The 15,943-nt window shown below is 62.1% G+C and carries 17 protein-coding genes; 9 read left to right on the top strand and 8 right to left on the bottom strand.

Going from position 1 to position 15,943, the window contains the following annotated elements; translation table 11 throughout:
* Nucleotides 1-51 precede the first annotated feature (51 nt).
* From PRI8871_RS09990 to PRI8871_RS09980, 3 genes are read left to right on the top strand one after another with little or no spacing between them, the layout of a single operon-like run.
* Nucleotides 52-1,254 (top strand): carbohydrate ABC transporter permease, encoded by a 1,203-nt coding sequence (locus PRI8871_RS09990; protein WP_108886079.1) that lies wholly within the window; start codon nt 52-54, stop codon nt 1,252-1,254.
* Nucleotides 1,251-2,495 (top strand): MGH1-like glycoside hydrolase domain-containing protein, encoded by a 1,245-nt coding sequence (locus tag PRI8871_RS09985; RefSeq protein ID WP_108886078.1) that lies wholly within the window; start codon nt 1,251-1,253, stop codon nt 2,493-2,495. The genes PRI8871_RS09990 and PRI8871_RS09985 overlap by 4 nt, the downstream gene beginning before the upstream one ends.
* The gene (locus PRI8871_RS09980) at nt 2,495-3,523 is read left to right on the top strand and encodes an ABC transporter ATP-binding protein (RefSeq protein WP_108886077.1); all 1,029 of its coding nucleotides are present in this window, start codon (nt 2,495-2,497) and stop codon (nt 3,521-3,523) included. Before PRI8871_RS09985 ends, PRI8871_RS09980 begins: the two co-directional genes overlap by 1 nt.
* A 79-nt stretch (nt 3,524-3,602) precedes the next feature.
* Here the strand turns inward: PRI8871_RS09980 and PRI8871_RS09975 are convergent, their stop codons facing one another.
* Nucleotides 3,603-4,442, bottom strand: coding sequence for a DUF533 domain-containing protein (locus PRI8871_RS09975; protein WP_108886076.1), 840 nt, complete (start codon nt 4,440-4,442; stop codon nt 3,603-3,605).
* A 118-nt stretch (nt 4,443-4,560) separates the two neighbouring features.
* On the opposite strand from PRI8871_RS09975, the gene PRI8871_RS09970 reads away from it, so the two are divergent.
* Nucleotides 4,561-5,469: a DMT family transporter gene (locus tag PRI8871_RS09970; protein ID WP_108886075.1), complete on the top strand. Its 909-nt coding sequence runs from the start codon at nt 4,561-4,563 to the stop codon at nt 5,467-5,469.
* Here the strand turns inward: PRI8871_RS09970 and PRI8871_RS09965 are convergent.
* The 6 genes from PRI8871_RS09965 to mazG all read right to left on the bottom strand — a co-directional run bounded on the left by PRI8871_RS09965 (nt 5,445) and on the right by mazG (nt 10,852).
* Nucleotides 5,445-6,866 (bottom strand): protein adenylyltransferase SelO, encoded by a 1,422-nt coding sequence (locus tag PRI8871_RS09965; protein ID WP_108886074.1) that lies wholly within the window; start codon nt 6,864-6,866, stop codon nt 5,445-5,447. The genes PRI8871_RS09970 and PRI8871_RS09965 overlap by 25 nt on opposite strands.
* A 38-nt stretch (nt 6,867-6,904) precedes the next feature.
* Nucleotides 6,905-7,369, bottom strand: a complete 465-nt coding sequence (locus PRI8871_RS09960) for a GNAT family N-acetyltransferase (protein WP_245897820.1) — start codon at nt 7,367-7,369, stop codon at nt 6,905-6,907.
* Complete coding sequence (locus PRI8871_RS09955) at nt 7,366-7,806, bottom strand: GNAT family N-acetyltransferase (RefSeq protein WP_306418448.1); 441 nt, start codon at nt 7,804-7,806, stop codon at nt 7,366-7,368. The genes PRI8871_RS09960 and PRI8871_RS09955 overlap by 4 nt, the downstream gene beginning before the upstream one ends.
* A 2-nt stretch (nt 7,807-7,808) precedes the next feature.
* On the bottom strand, nt 7,809-8,750 hold the full coding sequence (locus PRI8871_RS09950; RefSeq protein ID WP_108886072.1) for a nucleoside hydrolase: 942 nt from the start codon (nt 8,748-8,750) through the stop codon (nt 7,809-7,811).
* A gap of 214 nt (nt 8,751-8,964) precedes the next feature.
* A complete protein-coding gene (locus PRI8871_RS09945) occupies nt 8,965-9,972 on the bottom strand; it encodes a Fe(3+) ABC transporter substrate-binding protein (RefSeq protein WP_108886071.1) in 1,008 nt (335 codons plus the stop codon).
* Nucleotides 9,973-10,051: 79 nt separating this feature from the next.
* Entirely contained in the window at nt 10,052-10,852 is an 801-nt protein-coding gene (mazG, locus tag PRI8871_RS09940) for a nucleoside triphosphate pyrophosphohydrolase (RefSeq protein ID WP_108886070.1), read from the bottom strand.
* Between the two features lie 63 nt (nt 10,853-10,915).
* Here mazG and PRI8871_RS09935 point away from each other — a divergent pair, with 63 nt between their 5' ends.
* The 3 genes from PRI8871_RS09935 (at nt 10,916) to PRI8871_RS09925 (ending at nt 13,595) form a co-directional block, all read left to right on the top strand.
* A complete protein-coding gene (locus PRI8871_RS09935) occupies nt 10,916-12,082 on the top strand; it encodes a M20 aminoacylase family protein (RefSeq protein WP_108886069.1) in 1,167 nt (388 codons plus the stop codon).
* 88 nt (nt 12,083-12,170) lie between these two features.
* Nucleotides 12,171-13,133: an agmatinase gene (gene speB / locus PRI8871_RS09930; RefSeq protein ID WP_108886068.1), complete on the top strand. Its 963-nt coding sequence runs from the start codon at nt 12,171-12,173 to the stop codon at nt 13,131-13,133.
* Nucleotides 13,134-13,196: 63 nt separating this feature from the next.
* The gene (locus PRI8871_RS09925; RefSeq protein ID WP_108886067.1) at nt 13,197-13,595 is read left to right on the top strand and encodes a DUF1499 domain-containing protein; all 399 of its coding nucleotides are present in this window, start codon (nt 13,197-13,199) and stop codon (nt 13,593-13,595) included.
* Here the strand turns inward: PRI8871_RS09925 and PRI8871_RS09920 are convergent.
* Nucleotides 13,539-13,826, bottom strand: coding sequence for a hypothetical protein (locus PRI8871_RS09920; RefSeq protein ID WP_108886066.1), 288 nt, complete (start codon nt 13,824-13,826; stop codon nt 13,539-13,541). The two genes, PRI8871_RS09925 and PRI8871_RS09920, sit on opposite strands and share 57 nt — an antisense overlap.
* 85 nt (nt 13,827-13,911) lie before the next feature.
* Between PRI8871_RS09920 and prfA the strand changes: the two genes are divergently transcribed.
* Together prfA and prmC are read left to right on the top strand one after the other, a co-directional pair.
* Nucleotides 13,912-14,964 carry a peptide chain release factor 1 gene (gene prfA / locus PRI8871_RS09915; RefSeq protein ID WP_108886065.1) on the top strand — a complete coding sequence of 351 codons (1,053 nt, stop codon included), beginning with the start codon at nt 13,912-13,914 and terminating at the stop codon, nt 14,962-14,964.
* Nucleotides 14,961-15,803, top strand: a complete 843-nt coding sequence (gene prmC / locus PRI8871_RS09910; RefSeq protein WP_108886064.1) for a peptide chain release factor N(5)-glutamine methyltransferase — start codon at nt 14,961-14,963, stop codon at nt 15,801-15,803. The genes prfA and prmC overlap by 4 nt, the downstream gene beginning before the upstream one ends.
* Nucleotides 15,804-15,943: the final 140 nt, after the last annotated feature.

The raw sequence follows: 15,943 nt of genomic DNA, 5'->3' as shown, positions 1-15,943 counted from the left end.
GATACTTGAGGTCAGAAAATACCAAGGCAGCATTTGCGAAGGGGCGGCGCTATGAGTTTGATGCGCAATGGCTATGTGACGGGGGCCGTTCTGGGCGCGCTGTGGTGTTTCGTGATCGCGGTGACGGTGGCGGTGTGTTTGAGCTTTGCCACGGGCGCGGCGTTTCGGCCGTCGATTGGCTGGTCGGTGCTTTGGGGCGCGGGTTTGGGCGTTGCGGCGTTGCGCGGCTGGCGGGTCTTGCTAGGGCCGATGGTGGCGGTCTGCGTCGCCGGGTTGGTGGGTTTCGGCCCGTTGGTGGTGGGCGATGCGCCCATGCTGGCCGAGGTGCTGGGCCATGCCGCCGTGGCGGGCTTTGCTGCGCTGGGGCTGTCGATGATCCTGGAGGAGGCCGAGCCTGCGGCGCTGACGCGCCATGTCTATGAAGAGGCGGTGATCCGCTTTCTGACCGGCTTTGGCTATATCTTCTTTACCGCCATCGTGGTGATCCCTTTCTATGTAATGGTGATGACCAGCCTGAAGAACCAGGCTGAATTGTTGCAGAACCCGCTCGATTTCTCGCTTGATCTGAGCAAGGGGGCGGGATTGCTGCGCAGCTATTTTGAGCTGTTCTCGCAGTTCAATTTCGGCAGCTACCTTTGGACCAGCTTCTTTGTCTCGGTACTCACGGTGTTCATCACCTTGGCCTTTGCCATTCCCGGCGCTTATGCGGTGGCGCGGTTGCGGTTCAAGGGACGGGCGGCGTTTTCGCGTTCGATCCTGCTGATCTATATGGTGCCGATGATCGTTCTGGCGCTGCCGATCTACATCGGGTTCTCGATGACCGGCCTGCGCAACACCATTCTGGGGATCGTGATGATCTATCCGGTGACGACGATCCCGGTCGCGCTTTATATGCTGCAGGGTTATTTCCGCGGGCTTCCGTCTGAGGTGGAAGAGGCGGGGTTGATGGATGGGCTGAGCCGTTTGGCGGTGATCTGGAAGATCACCCTGCCGCTGAGCCTGCCAGCGCTGGCCTCAGTCAGCCTTTATGTCTTCATGATCGCGTGGAACGAATTCCTGCTGGCCTTCATGCTGCTGGACGATCCATCGAAATTCACGCTGACACGCGGGATTTCTTCGCTCAATTCCTCGGAGGTGCCGCGCCAGCATTTGATGGCGGGTTCGGTCATCGCGACCGTGCCGATCATGGCGCTGTTCCTTGGGCTTGAGCGCTTTATGACCAAGGGCCTGACGGCAGGTTCTGTGAAAGGATGACGATGACTGTCGAATTGGATGCGCGGGCGAAAGAGATCCTGCGCGGGAATGATCGGGGCGGCTATACCGTGCCGACCCATGGGCTGTATCCCTATCAGTGGAACTGGGACAGCGTGTTTTCGGCTTGGGGCTTTTCGACCTTTGATCTGCCGCGTGCCTGGGTTGAGATTGAGACGCTGTTTGCCAGCCAGAAAGCCGACGGCATGGTGCCGCATATCATCTTCCATCAGGTCGATCCGGGCTATTTTCCGGGGCCGGATGTTTGGCAAGGGGGCGGAGAGCCGCCGACCTCGGGCATTTCGCAGCCGCCTGTGGCCGCCATTCTGGCACGTCTGATGTGGGAAGGTGACCGCGACGCGGGGCGTGCAGCGATCACTGCGCTTTACCCCAAGATGGTGGCTTGGCACCGTTGGTGGATGGAGCATCGCGTGGTCGATGGCGTGGCCGTTGTCACCCACCCGTGGGAATCTGGGCGCGACAATTGCCCCGATTGGGATCACGGGATGGCGGGCGTTGATGGCTCAAACGTGGGGGAATACCACCGCCGCGATACGGGCCATGTGGATGCCGATATGCGCCCGAAAAAGATCGACTATGACCGCTATCTGGCCATCGTTTATGCGGGCCGGTCGATGGGCTGGGATCAGGCGCGGGTGCTGGCCGAAGGGCCGTTCCTGATGACGGACCCTGCCGTGCATTTCATCTTGCTGCGGGCGATGGATGATCTGGCCGCCATAGGCCGCGATCTGGGGCAGGATGTGGCTGAGGTGGAAGGCTGGGCCGAGACGTTGCGCGCGGCTGTGCCGGATATGTGGAACCCCGATCTGGGGGCCTATGACGCCTATGATCTGAAGTCGGGGCAATGGGCCAACAATCTGGGGACGGGCGCTTGGCTGTCCTATCTGGCGGGCGTCGAAAACGCGGCCATGGATGCGCGGCTGACCAAGGCCTGGGACAAGGTCCGCTATGGCATTCCTTCGGCGGACCCCGAGGGCGCGACGTTTAACCCCAAACGCTATTGGCGCGGTCCAAGCTGGGCGGTGATGAATGCGCTGATCGCGCTGGGGTTTCAGCGGATGGGGCATGAGGCATGGGACGCGCGCCTGCGCCGCGAAACGGCCGACATGATCCGCATCGGCGGCTTTGCCGAGTATCATGACCCATTGGACGGATCGCCATGCGGCGGCGCGAATTTTTCATGGACAGCAGCCATTTGGCTGACTTGGGCGGGGAGAGACTGATGGCCTCGATCGAACTGAAGGCGGTTGAAAAGTGGTACGGTGACGTTCAGGTCATCAAGGGCGTGGATCTGGCGATTGAGGCGGGGGAGTTTATCATCTTCGTCGGCCCATCTGGTTGCGGGAAATCCACGCTGTTGCGGATGATCGCGGGGCTTGAGGAAACCAGCCGCGGACAGATCATGATCGCCGATCGCGATGCCACGGCCGAGCCGCCCTCGCGGCGGGGGTTGGCGATGGTGTTCCAGTCCTACGCGCTATATCCGCATATGTCGGTGGGCGAGAATATGGGCTTTGCCCTCAAGGCTGCAGGTGCCTCGAAAGAGGAAATCGCCGCCAAAGTGGGCGAGGCCGCGCGAGTGCTGAAGCTGGATGCGCTTCTGGATCGTCGCCCGAAGGATCTGTCGGGGGGGCAGCGTCAGCGCGTGGCCATCGGGCGCAGCATCGTGCGCGATCCCACGGCCTTCCTGTTTGACGAACCGCTGTCGAACCTTGATGCGGCGCTGCGCGTTGAGATGCGGTACGAGATCGCCAAGCTGCACCAAGCGCTGAAATCGACGATGATCTACGTCACCCACGATCAGGTTGAGGCAATGACGCTGGCCGACCGGATCGTCGTGCTGGAAGGCGGGCGGATTGCTCAGGTTGGATCGCCGCGCGAATTGTACCTGCGCCCGGCGAACCTGTTTGTGGCGCAATTCATCGGCAGCCCGAAGATGAACATGATCGACGGCGTCGGGTCCATGCTGCGCAGCATTTCCGCGCCCGGCGGCACTGCGCATGTGGGCATTCGGCCCGAACATATCACCCTTGGCGCGGCAGGATCGGGCCAGATTGACGGGGTGGTGGACGTGACTGAATACCTTGGCGCGGACACCTATGTGATCGTCGATTGCGGCAATGATCTGCGGCTGACCGTCCGGGTCGAAGGCGACACCGATCTGCGCCCCGGTGCGTCTTGCGGGCTGACATTCGCGCCAGAACATCTGCATTTTTTCGACGGTTCGGGTCTGGCAATCCGCGCAGCATAGTGCAGAAAAAAGCGCCGCAATGATCGCGGCGCTTTTCATTTTATATCAACGTCTTGCTGCGCAATGCTGCGCAGAAACTTTAGGCGTAAAGTGGCTTCACGCCCATCTGCAAATGCAGCATGTTGACCGCCGTTTCCGGCAGATCCAGCGCCTTGGCCAGTTTGTTCAGATAGGCGGCCTCGGCCTCGGTATCGACGCGGATCGTCATGAGCGATGCGGAATACACCTGCGCCTTCAGCGGCTCGGGTGTGTCGGCGGCAAGACCGGCAATATCGACCTTGGCGTTCAGCTGATCTTCGATAAAGGCGATGTCCTCGGCGTCGGCATCGCCAACCGTATCAAGGATGCGCACCTTTTCGGCCTCATCAATGGTGCCGTCGGCCTTGGCCGCTTGGATCATCGCCCGAAGCGCAAGGCTGGCCATCTGTTCGGAATCCGGTAGGGGCGATTGACCCTTGAACTGATCAAGCAGACCCTCGACCGATTTGCCGCCCATCGCCGCCGCACCGCCAGCCGCCGCCAGCATTCCGGCCATGCCCGCGCCGCCGTCCGGCATCGAGGACAAAAGCCCCCCCTTGTCGCCCGATGGTTTGCCACCCATCAGCGCCGATAGGTCCACGCCCCCCAAGTCCTGCATCTTCTGCATCATCTCGGCCATGGGATTGCCCGCGCCGCCCAAGGCGCCCATCATCGCCGAGGGATCAAACCCGCCCAGCTTATCCATCATGCCTTGCATTGGGTTTGCGTCACCGCTCATGGCTTTGACCATATCGGCCTGATTTTTGGCCATCGGGTCCGAGGCCGGCACCTGCGCCCCGCCCCCCAGAAGGCCCTGAAGCCCGCCGCCGGACAGTTTGTCGACGCCGCGCGCGGCTGCATAGCCAAGGGCCACTTTGGTAAGGGTGCTGATAAGACTCATGGGGCGGTCCTCCGATACTGGTGTTTCATTTTAGTGTTGCACAGCCAAGGCGCACCGGTCCACGGATATCCGCTGCAATCTGCTTGACGGCGCGGACTGTCCGGTGTCCCTGAGATCCATGCAACGCAAAGATTCCATGGATGCGCTTGGCGCATCGGCCATGATCGTGTTCGCGACCATTCTGGCCGTCAATCAGGTGGTGGTGAAACTGACCAATACAGGGCTTTCGCCGGTGTTTTCGGCGGGGCTGCGGTCTGCGCTGTCTTTGGGCGTGGTGCTGATTTGGGTCTTGTTGCGCGGCAAACGGCTTGGCCCGATGCGGGCGGCGCTCTGGCCGGGGCTGGCGCTAGGGGCCTGTTTCAGCACGGAATTTCTGTTCCTGTTCACCGCGCTGGATCTGACCACCGTGTCGCGGGCGTCGATCATGTTCTATTCCATGCCGGTCTGGCTAACGCTGGCCGCGCATTTCCTTTTGCCCGGCGAACGGTTGAACCGCCGAAAGGGCTTGGGCCTGATACTGGCCATGGGCGGCGTTGTGCTGGCGCTGGCCGATCCGGGCGCACAGGGGCAGGGCGATTTGCGCGGCGATCTGTTTGCCCTGTTCGGCGCGGTCGGCTGGGCGGCGATTGCCCTGATCGTGCGCCTGACCCGCGCCAAGGATCTGACCGCCGAGGGGCAATTGGTCTGGCAATTGGGCGTTTCGGCGATTGTGCTGCTATGCGTCGCGCCGCTGTTTGGCCCGGTGATCCGAGAGTTTCAGCCCTATCACGCGGCCTTGATGGCCTATCAGGTGATCTTGGTGGCCAGCTTTGGCTTTCTGTTCTGGTTCTACTGGATGATGATCTACCCGGCCTCGGATATCGCCTCATTCAGCTTTCTGTCGCCGGTGCTATCGGTGGCAATGGGCTGGTTGTTGTTGGGCGAACATATCGGCGTCGATACGCTGATCGCGCTGGGGTTGGTCGCGGCGGGGATCACGCTGATCAACCGCCGCCCCAAGCGTCAGGTGCCGCAGAAGGTGGCCTGAACCACTTCGCTTTGCGTCGGCGGGCGGGTCAAGTCCGCCTCATCGGGCTGGGCGTCATAGGGGCGGGCCAGCACGCGCATCAGCCGGTCAAACGGGGCATAGTCGCCCTGAACCGCGGCTTCGATCATCTGCTCAATCCGGTGATTGCGCGGGATGAAGGCCGGGTTGGAGCGGGCCATGACGCCTTGCGGGTCGGCCTCAGCCTCTAGCCGCTTGCGCCAGCCGCCCTCCCATGCATCGAACGCGGCGGGATCGGTGAACTGGTCGCGGGCTTTGCCCTCCAGCAAGGCGCGGAACGTATTGGTGAAATCGGCCTGACCGTCCTGCATGATCTGCAATAGCGACGTGACCAGCCGCACGTCATCGCCCTTTGGGTCGGCAATGCCGATCTTGGCGCAGAACACACGGGTCCATTCGTCGCGCACCACGTCCTGCATGGCGTGCAGAATGGCGGTGAATTCGTTGATCGTGGCCTCACTATCCTCGCCGCACAGGGGCACCAAAGATGTAGCCAACTGCGCCATATTCCAAACGATGATGTCCATCTGCGCGTCATAGGCATAGCGGCCCATCCGGTCGATTGACGAATAGACCGTCGCGGGGTGGTAGGTGTCCATGAAGGCGCAGGGGCCGTAATCAATCGTCTCACCCGAGATCGCGCAATTGTCGGTGTTCATCACCCCGTGGATAAAGCCAAGCCCCATCCACTGCGCCACCAGCCGCGCCTGTTTGCGGGCCACGGCCTCAAGGAACTGGGCAGGCGTTTCAACCTCGGGATAGTGGCGGGCCTTGGCATAGGCAAACAGCGCCTCAAGCAGGTCATAGCGTTGCCGCGACAGATAGACCTGAAACGTGCCCACCCGTAGATGGCTGGCCGCCACCCGCGTCAGCACCGCGCCGGGCAGGGCGGTTTCGCGATAGACGGCCTCTCCGGTGGCGACGGCGGCCAAGGCGCGGGTCGTCGGCACGCCAAGCGCATGCATCGCCTCGCTGACCACATATTCGCGCAGCACCGGCCCCAGCCAAGCGCGCCCATCGCCCCGTCGGCTGAACGGCGTTTGGCCCGCGCCTTTCAGTTGGATATCACGCAGCGCACCATCCTTGCCGCGAACTTCCCCCAGCAGGATCGCGCGGCCATCGCCAAGTTGCGGGTTGAACTGGCCGAACTGGTGGCCGGCATATAGCTGCGCCAGCGGATCGGCCCCGGTCGGCACCGCGTTGCCGCCAAAATACGCCGCCAGTCGCGGATCATCCGTGCCGGTGATGCCCAGATCTTCGGCCAGCGCATGGTTGAACGCCAGCAATCCGGGCTTGGCCACTGGGGTCGGGGTTTGGCGGGCAAACATGCCATCGGGCAGGCCCGCAAAGCTGTTCTGGAAAGGGATGTGCAATGTCATGGCCAAGATATAGCTTTCATCGGCCCCGCCACCAAGGGTCAGACCAAGGTCTTTTCCATGGTGATAGACGTCGCCCGGTCAAACCCCGCATGGGCCTTTTCGGCGATCTTCACAAAGCCCATCCGTGCGAAAGCCGCGTGATTGCCCGTCAGTTCGACCCGCGTCTCCAACCGCAGCTTGGGCAGGCCCAGACGCCGGGCCAGCGCCTCGCCCTCGGCCATCAACGCCGCGCCCAGCCCTTGCCGCTGATAGGCAGGCGATACCGCCAGCTTGCCGACGTAAAGTGCATCGGGCTCCGGGCGGAAAAACGCGCAAGCCACAGGCGGCGCACCGACAAGATACAGATGCTCATCCCGCGCCTTCTGCGCCATGCTTGCGGGCGTCAAACGATGCGCCGAGGAGGGCGGGTCAATCACCCCGTCCATATAGGCGAAACTGTCCAGGATCAGTGCCAGAAGCGCCTCCCAGTCGCCGTACCCGCCCGGCACCTGATAGGGCGTCACAGCTCGCGGCTCATGAACAGATAGCCATCGCGCTTGGCAAAATGCGCCCGTGCATAAAACTCCTGCGTTTTGGCGTCATCACCGGCGACTTCCAGATGCAGCGCCCGCACCCCGCCTTCGCGCAGGCCCTTGGCGATCCCGGCCAGCGCTTCACTGCCCATGCCGCGCCCGCGTACCTTGGGCCTGACGTAGATTTCATCCAGAATGGCATCCAGCCCGCCATATTCCACCGACCAGCCAAAGCTGACCACCACATAACCCACCGGCGCCATGCGCGGCCCGATCAACCAGATCGCGCCATGCGGCACGCCTTCCAGCAAGGGGGCAATCGCCTGCTCGTGATGCGCTTCATCGGTGCCATAGCCCATTTCGGCGTGAAAGGCCGCGACCATGGGCAGGATCTTTTGCAGATCCTCCGGGCCGGCCAGTTGTAACATTTTCAAAGCCGACCCAACCTTTCCGTCAACACCTCAAAAAAACCATCTGCATCAATATCGCCCATGAAAATGGCGTTGGGCGCACGGCCCGACACGCGCCACCAATCGGCCACGGTCATGCCCAGCGTAAAGTCGCCGTGCGTTTCAATCTCAACATTGATCCGCCGCCCGGTGAACAGCTCGGGCCGCAGCAAATAGGCGGTCACGCAAGGATCATGCAGCGGTGCACCGGCGCTGCCGTATTTTTCCTTGTCGAACCGCTCAAAGAAATCGGTCATCTCTGCCACCGCATGGCCCACCGGCGTGCCAAGGGCGCGGAAGGCATCGTTGCGCGGTTTGGTCACAAGCGCCTTATGCGTCACATCCAGCGGCATCACCACCAAGGGCACGCCCGCGCCAAAGACGATCTTGGCGGCTTCGGGATCGACATAGATATTGAACTCGGCCGTGGGCGTGATGTTGCCCACCTCGAAATAGGCCCCGCCCATCAGAACGATTTCCTGAATGCGCGGCGCGATATCGGGCGCACGCTGCAAAGCGGCGGCGATATTGGTCAGCGGTCCCAGCGGGCAAAGCGTCACGCTGCCCGCAGGTTCATTCCGCAGCGTTTCAATGATGAAATCGACCGCATGCTGTTCCTGAAGCGGCATCACCGGATCGGGCAGGTCCGGGCCATCCAGCCCCGTCTTGCCGTGCACATGTTCTGCGGTCACCAGCTTGCGCTGCAAGGGCGCGTCACAGCCCGAATAGACCTTCACATCGGTCCGCCCCGCCAATTCACAGATGATCCGCGCGTTCTTTGACGTCAGCGGCAGCGGCACATTTCCGGCCACTGCCGTAATGCCCAGCACCTCGATCTCAGAGGGCGAGGCGAGCGCCAACAAAATGGCCACCGCATCATCCTGCCCCGGATCGGTGTCGATGATGATCTTGCGCGCGTCCATGGGGCCTCCGGTCTTTTAGCAACCCCCAACCTGTGACACGCAGACCAGCCCCTTGCAAGTCACGACCCGCGAGGCGGCCAGAAACCTCTGCTTCTTCTCTTTGATAAATACCGCCGGGGGGTGAATTTGCTGGCGTAGACAGCAAAGAGGGGGGCAGAGCCCCCCTCATCGGTCGGATCGCGCCAGCGATCCGATCCATTATATTTGTCCGCGATCAGCCGTCGAAATCGACGGTTTCGATCAGGCGCAGCGCCTCGGGGCGGTGGGCCGCCACGGTCATCAGGTTCACGTCATCGGCGGTGAAGCTGCCCCAGCTCAGGACCAGGTCCGACGCGGCGGTGCCCGGCGCAATGGGGTATTCGTGGTTGGCTTGGGCATAGATTTCCTGCGCATCGGGCGAGGTCAGGAATTCCATGAACTTCAGCGCGTTATCTTTATTCGGGGCCGCAGCGGTCATCGCCACACCCGAGATGTTCACATGGGTGCCGGTGCCTTCGAAGGTCGGGAACACGATATTGACCGAGTTGGCCCATTCCGTCTGCTCAGGATCGGCCAGCATCTGACCCATGTAATAGGTGTTGCCGATCGAGATATCACACTCACCAGCCCAGATCGCCTTGACCTGCGCGCGGTCATTGCCCTGCGGCTTGCGGGCCAGGTTGGCTTTCACGCCTTCCAGCCAGGTCTGCGTGGCCTCAGCGCCGTGGTGCTCGATCATTGCGGCGGTCAGCGCGACGTTATAGGCATGGGTGCCCGAACGGGTGCAGATGCGGCCCTTCCACTTGGGGTCGGCCAGATCTTCATAGGTGGTCACTTCGCCTTCGGCCACGCGGTCCTTGCTGGCATAGATGATGCGGGCGCGGGTGGTCAGGCCGAACCACTGGTTGTCCGGGTCACGGTACTGGGCGGGCACGTTGGCCTCTAGCGTTGCCGAGGTGACGGGTTGGATCACACCCGCCTCAACCACCTGCGCCAGACGCGAAATATCGACGGTCAGCACCACATCGGCAGGCGACCGGCTGCCTTCGGCCTGAAGACGCTCAACCATGCCTTTTTCCAGATAGGCAACGTTGACGCGAATGCCGGTTTCTTCGGTGAAGGCATCGGTCAGCGGCTTGATCAGCTCGGGCTGACGATAGGAATAGACGTTCACCTCTTCTGCGGCGAGGGCAGGGGTTGCAACGGTCAGGGCCAGAAGGGCGGTGGTCAGGCGATAGGACATGTGTGCTCCGTTCGGTGCGTTCGATTTGCGCACCGTATATCCTGACTATTTTGCTTGGGTCAATACCTGATAAATAAAATCAGCTTTTCTCGGTCAGCTTCGCCGCATCCCAAAGTGCATCCATTTCTTCCAGCGTGCTGTCCTCGGGGCGACTGCCCCGCGCCGCTAAAGCCGCCTCGATGGCGGCGAAGCGGCGGGTGAACTTGGCATTGGCCCCGCGCAGGGCGGCCTCAGGGTCGATCTTCATATGGCGGGCAAGATTGGCCATCACGAACAGCAGATCGCCGAATTCCTCTTCGATATGGGCCGGGTCCGTGGCCTCGCGCAGCTCATTCGCCTCTTCGATGACCTTATCCAGAACCTGATCTGTGCTGGGCCAGTCAAAGCCAACCCGCGCCGCGCGGTTTTGCAGCTTTACCGCCCGAAGCAGCGCAGGCAAGCCCACGGCCACACCATCCAGCACGCCGGTTTCCTTGCGCGCGGCCCGCTCGGCGGCTTTCACCGCCTCCCAGTCCTGCACTTGTTGTTCGGCGGATTTGGCGTTGCTTTCGTCGCCAAACACATGGGGGTGACGGCTGACCATCTTGTCGGCAATGGCATTGGCCACATCGTCGAAATTGAAGTGCCCGGCCTCATCGGCCATCTGCGCATGGAACACCGATTGGAACAGCAGATCGCCTAATTCGCCTTTCAACTCGTCCCAAGCCTCGCGCTCGATCGCGTCGGCGACCTCATAGGCCTCTTCGATGGTGTAGGGCGCGATGGTGGCAAAGTCCTGTTCGATATCCCAAGGGCAGCCAGTCTGCGGATCGCGCAGGCGGCGCATGATTTCGACAAGGCGCGGCATGCCTCCCGTCGGGTCATTGATCAGATCAGTCATTGCGGGCGCTCCGATTTTCAGGCTTGGTGCAGGGATGGGACAATACGCCGAAGGAGTCCACCCATGCCCGTCATCAATCGCATCGCCGGTTTTGCCGAAGACCTGACAGCGTGGCGCCGTCACATTCACCAGAACCCCGAATTGGGCCTGGATTGCCATGGCACGGCGGCTTTCGTGGCCGAACGGCTGCGCGAATTCGGCGTGGACGAAATTCATGAAGGCATCGCGACCTCGGGCGTTGTAGCGGTGATCCATGGCAAGGGCGACGGGCCGGTGACCGCCCTGCGCGCCGATATGGACGCCCTGCCGATGGAGGAAGACACCGGCGTGGACTACGCCAGCCAAGTGCCTGGGCGGATGCATGCCTGCGGCCATGACGGGCATACCACAATGCTATTGGGCGCGGCCCGCTATCTGGCCGAGACGCGCAATTTCGCCGGTAAGGTCGTGCTGCTGTTCCAACCCGCCGAAGAAACCATCGGCGGGGGGCGCATCATGGTCGAAGATGAAAAGGTCATGGACCGCTTCGGCGTTGAAGAGGTTTACGCCATGCACACTGACCCGTTTGGCGAGGTTGGCACGCTGTCCACCAACCCCGGCCCGCTGATGGCCTCGGTTGATGATTTCGACATTTATCTGACGGGCAAGGGCGGCCATGCAGCCTATCCCGAAAGCTGCGTTGACCCGATCCCCTGCGCATTGGCGATTGGCCAAGCGCTCATGAGCATTCCGGCCCGCAACGCCGATCCGAAACTGCCGCTGGTGGTGTCGCTGACGACCGTTCAAGGCGGCACGGCGCCTAACATCATCCCCGAAACGGTGCATATGGCCGGGACGGTGCGTTGCTTTGACGAGGGGCTGCGCGATCTGGCCGAGGCGCGGATTCGTGCCATCGTGGCAGGGCAGGCGGCGGCCTATGGGGTTGAGGCTGACCTCGACTACAACCGCCAATACCCCGCAACGGTGAACCACGCCGCGCAAACAGCTTTTGCGCTGGATGTGGCGTCTGAGGTGGTTGGCGCGGGCAATGCCATCGGCGATATGCCCGCCGAGATGGGGGCTGAGGATTTCAGCTATATGTTGCGCGCCCGTCCGGGGTGTTTCCTGTTCTTGGGGCAGGGCAAGGGTCCGTCGGTCCATCACCCCAAGTTCAACTTCAATGATGCGGTCGCGCCCGTCGGGGCCAGCTTTTTCGCAAAGCTGATCGAGACGCGGCACCGTATCTCTTAAGACCTGAGGCCCCGATTGGGGCTTGCGCGGCGCTGCCCTTTCCCGCATCGCCCGCCCACCCACCCCGATGCGAGAAAGGGCATCGCCTATGGCTTTGGAAGACGCAAAGAAACAGATCGACCACGCGTTCACCCGCGAGGATCTGAAAGGCTCTAGCTTTGAGAATGTGTTCGCTGGCGCGACCTCGTTCCTGCGCCGCAAATACACCAAGGATCTGCGCGGCGTGGATATCGCCGTTACGGGCGTGCCGTTCGATCAGGCGGTGACGAACCGCACAGGCACCCGCCTTGGCCCCCGCGCGATCCGCGAAGCCTCGGCCCTACAGCCCTGCGATGCGCCTTATGGTTGGGGTTATGATGTGCTGTCGGACTTCGCCATCGCCGATTACGGCGATCTGGCGTTCGATTATGCCAAGGTCAGCGAATTCCCGGCCACGCTTCAGGCCCATATCGCGGGCATTCTGGAGGCAGGTGCGGCGACGGTCACGCTGGGGGGCGATCATTCAATCACCTTGCCGATCCTGCGCGCCTATGCGGCCAAGCATGGCCCCGTGTCGGTGATCCAGTTCGATGCCCATACCGACACTTGGGCCGATGACGACATGAGCCGGATCGACCACGGCACCTTTCTGTATAAGGCTGTGAAGGAGGGGCTGGTGGACCCCAAGCGATCCGTCCAGATCGGCATTCGCACCGACAACCCCGACACGATGGGGTTCAACATCTTCGATGCGCGGCAAGTGCACCGTGACGGCCCCGAGGCGATTGCCGAAAAGGCCCGCGCCATAGTCGGCGATCATCCGGTGTATCTGACCTTCGACATCGACGCGCTGGATCCGGCCTTTGCGCCGGGCACTGGCACGCCTGTTTGGGGCGGTCTGACCAGCCATCAGGCGGCGGTGATGCTGCGGCAATTGGCGGGCATCCGCTTGGTTGGCGGCGACGTGGTGGAGGTTTCCCCGCCCTTTGATACAACAGGGGCGACGGCCATCGCCGCGGCCCATGTTGCGACGGAAATTCTGTGCTTGTGGGGCTGGACGCGGCGCGGCTAGGCTAGGCCTTAACGCGCGAGGGCGGACATGCAATTCAAGCGCAGACAGCGCAAGAGGTGGGGCATGTGGATCGGACTTTTTATCGCTTTGGCGGTTCTGGGCGGCTTGGCGTGGATTCGCCTTGCGCCCAGCGATGTGGCGCGTTGGCATGTCGATCCGATGGTGACGGTGGATCAGGACTTGGCGGGCGGCGTGCGCAGGCGCATTCCCGGTGACGCCGCCACGTTTGAGCGGCTGCACCGGATCATCCTGGAAACCCCGCGCACCGAGGTGTTGGCAGGCCGCCCCGAAGACGGGCGCGTCACCTATGTCACCCGTTCCAAGGCGTTTGGTTTTCCCGATTATGCCACGGTGCAACTGTCTGATGACGCGCTGGAAATCTGGTCGCGGCTGCGCTTTGGTCAATCAGATCTGGGCGTCAACAAGGCCCGTGTCGATGGGTGGCTGAAGGCTCTGCGGTAGGGCAGAACTATAGCAGCCGGATTGAATTTCGCGCCACATCGGCACGTTCAGCGACATCTGGCATTGCGCGGTAAAGGTGCGGCTGCCAACGGTCAGGCAAATGAACTGGCCCAGTTCGACCCGGTCGCCTTGGGTGTCGGTGCAATAGCAGTCCACGGTTTTGCCGCCGATGGTGGCATCGGCCAAGGCAGGCCCCGCCAAGAGGGCAAGGAAGAACGCCAAGGATCGCATGAGCCCATGATAGCACAAACGCGCGGGTTTGCGCAGCGCAATTTCTCACCCTTGACCAAAGCGCCGGGATAAGGGACAGAACATCATGCTTCCCAAAGACAGACTTGCCCAGATCACCCAGCGCTTTGAATACCTTGAGGCCCGCATGGCCGAAGGGGGCGGGGATATTGCAGCCCTTGGGCGCGAATATTCCGAACTGCGCCCGGTGGTCGAACAGATCGCCGCCTATAACACGCTGCTGGACGATATCGCCGAAGCCAAGGCCATGATGGACGATCCAGACATGCGCGAACTGGCCGAGGAAGAGCTGCCCGCGCTGAAGGCCGCGTTGCCAGAGGCTGAGCACGCGCTGCAATTGGCGCTGCTGCCCAAGGATGCCGCTGATGCGCGGCCCGCGATCCTGGAAATCCGTCCCGGCACCGGCGGGGATGAGGCATCGCTGTTTGCGGGCGATCTGCTGCGCATGTATCAACGCTATGCCGAGGCGCGGGGCTGGAAGTTTGAGATCATCGAAGAGGCCGCGACCGAACTGGGCGGGATCAAGGAAGTGGTGGCCCGCATTGCCGGGGAAAACGTCTTTGCCCGGCTGAAGTTCGAATCCGGCGTGCATCGGGTGCAGCGCGTGCCAACCACCGAAAGCGGCGGACGGATTCACACATCGGCGGCGACGGTTGCGGTATTGCCCGAGGCCGAGGATGTGGACATTCAGATCAACGCCAATGACATCCGCATCGATACGATGCGCAGTTCGGGCGCGGGCGGGCAGCACGTCAACACCACGGACTCGGCGGTGCGGATCACACACTTGCCGTCGGGGATCGTTGTGACCAGCTCGGAAAAATCGCAACACCGCAACCGAGAGATTGCCATGCAGGTTCTGCGCACGCGGCTGTTCGATCTGGAACGCCAGAAGGTCGATAGCGAACGCTCGGCCAATCGTAAATCGCAGGTCGGATCCGGGGATCGCAGCGAACGCATCCGCACCTACAATTTCCCGCAAGGCCGGATGACCGATCACCGGATCAACCTGACTCTGTACAGCTTGGACAAGGTGATGCAGGGCGATCTGGATGATATCCTTGATGCGCTGAGCGCCGATGCGCAGGCCACCTTGTTGGCCGAAATGGATATGCAATGACCGGGTCCGAGATTCTGGCCAAGGCCACGATATTTCTGACAGCGGCAGGTGTGCCTGACGCGGGCCGCGATGCGCGGCGTCTGCTGGCTCATGTGCTGAAGGTGCCGCCGGGGCGGCTGACGCTGTTTTTGCCCGAACCGGTCGATCCTGATCTGACGGTGATCTACAACGCGTTGATCGAACGGCGCGGCGAACGGGTGCCTGTATCGCATTTGACGGGGCGGCGGCAATTCTATGGCCGTGAATTCCTTGTCACGCCCGAGGTGCTGGACCCGCGCCCGGAAACCGAAACCCTGATCGAGGCCGCGCTGTCCGAACCGTTTGAGCGCGTGCTGGACCTTGGCACCGGCACGGGCTGCATCCTGCTGACGCTACTGGCGGAAACGACCCAGACCACGGGCCTTGGCATTGACCTGAGCGAAGAGGCGCTGAACGTCGCCTTTTGGAACCGCAACAGCCTGCGGCTTGAGGACCGGTCTGAGCTGACCAACGGCAGCTGGTATTCGCCCCTGACCAAGGGCGGGCGGCGCTTTGATCTGATCGTGTCGAACCCGCCTTATATCGCCGCTGCGGAAATGGACGATCTATCGGCTGAGGTGCGCATCCATGAACCCCGCATGGCCCTGACCGACGAGGGGGACGGGCTAAGCGCCTATCGCCAGATCGTGTCGGGTGCCCCGGCCTTTCTGGCACCCGGCGGGCGCCTGATGGTCGAGATCGGACCGACGCAGGGGCAGGCCGTGATGGATATGATGCGCAACGCAGGCTTGATCCATGCGGCGATCATTCCAGACCTTGATGGGCGCGACCGCGTCGTTCTGGCGCGGGCATCTGGGTAACAATCGCCACTCTATCGCGTGTTTTGCGATGTTTTTTTAACACTAGCCCTTGTATCGTTCGTCTGGACGTGCTTACTGCAAATAGTTGCTGCGGTGGATATCGTTCCGGTGGTCCCGCGCAACGCCAAGCCCAAAAATTC

It is taken from the genome of Pseudoprimorskyibacter insulae (genome assembly GCF_900302505.1).
Classification (GTDB): Bacteria; Pseudomonadota; Alphaproteobacteria; order Rhodobacterales; family Rhodobacteraceae; genus Pseudoprimorskyibacter; species Pseudoprimorskyibacter insulae.
This window is presented reverse-complemented; position numbering and strand designations above follow the sequence as displayed.

Excerpts from the sequence above, each read along its gene's own strand:
- PRI8871_RS09990 (WP_108886079.1), top strand. The coding sequence starts at position 52 with ATGAGTTTGATGCGCAATGGCTATGTGACGGGGGCCGTTCTGGGCGCG.
- PRI8871_RS09985 (WP_108886078.1), top strand. The coding sequence starts at position 1,251 with ATGACGATGACTGTCGAATTGGATGCGCGGGCGAAAGAGATCCTGCGC.
- PRI8871_RS09980 (WP_108886077.1), top strand. The coding sequence starts at position 2,495 with ATGGCCTCGATCGAACTGAAGGCGGTTGAAAAGTGGTACGGTGACGTT.
- PRI8871_RS09975 (WP_108886076.1), bottom strand. The coding sequence starts at position 4,442 with ATGAGTCTTATCAGCACCCTTACCAAAGTGGCCCTTGGCTATGCAGCC.
- PRI8871_RS09970 (WP_108886075.1), top strand. The coding sequence starts at position 4,561 with ATGCAACGCAAAGATTCCATGGATGCGCTTGGCGCATCGGCCATGATC.
- PRI8871_RS09965 (WP_108886074.1), bottom strand. The coding sequence starts at position 6,866 with ATGACATTGCACATCCCTTTCCAGAACAGCTTTGCGGGCCTGCCCGAT.
- PRI8871_RS09955 (WP_306418448.1), bottom strand. The coding sequence starts at position 7,806 with ATGTTACAACTGGCCGGCCCGGAGGATCTGCAAAAGATCCTGCCCATG.
- PRI8871_RS09950 (WP_108886072.1), bottom strand. The coding sequence starts at position 8,750 with ATGGACGCGCGCAAGATCATCATCGACACCGATCCGGGGCAGGATGAT.
- PRI8871_RS09945 (WP_108886071.1), bottom strand. The coding sequence starts at position 9,972 with ATGTCCTATCGCCTGACCACCGCCCTTCTGGCCCTGACCGTTGCAACC.
- mazG (WP_108886070.1), bottom strand. The coding sequence starts at position 10,852 with ATGACTGATCTGATCAATGACCCGACGGGAGGCATGCCGCGCCTTGTC.
- PRI8871_RS09935 (WP_108886069.1), top strand. The coding sequence starts at position 10,916 with ATGCCCGTCATCAATCGCATCGCCGGTTTTGCCGAAGACCTGACAGCG.
- speB (WP_108886068.1), top strand. The coding sequence starts at position 12,171 with ATGGCTTTGGAAGACGCAAAGAAACAGATCGACCACGCGTTCACCCGC.
- PRI8871_RS09925 (WP_108886067.1), top strand. The coding sequence starts at position 13,197 with ATGTGGATCGGACTTTTTATCGCTTTGGCGGTTCTGGGCGGCTTGGCG.
- PRI8871_RS09920 (WP_108886066.1), bottom strand. The coding sequence starts at position 13,826 with ATGCGATCCTTGGCGTTCTTCCTTGCCCTCTTGGCGGGGCCTGCCTTG.
- prfA (WP_108886065.1), top strand. The coding sequence starts at position 13,912 with ATGCTTCCCAAAGACAGACTTGCCCAGATCACCCAGCGCTTTGAATAC.
- prmC (WP_108886064.1), top strand. The coding sequence starts at position 14,961 with ATGACCGGGTCCGAGATTCTGGCCAAGGCCACGATATTTCTGACAGCG.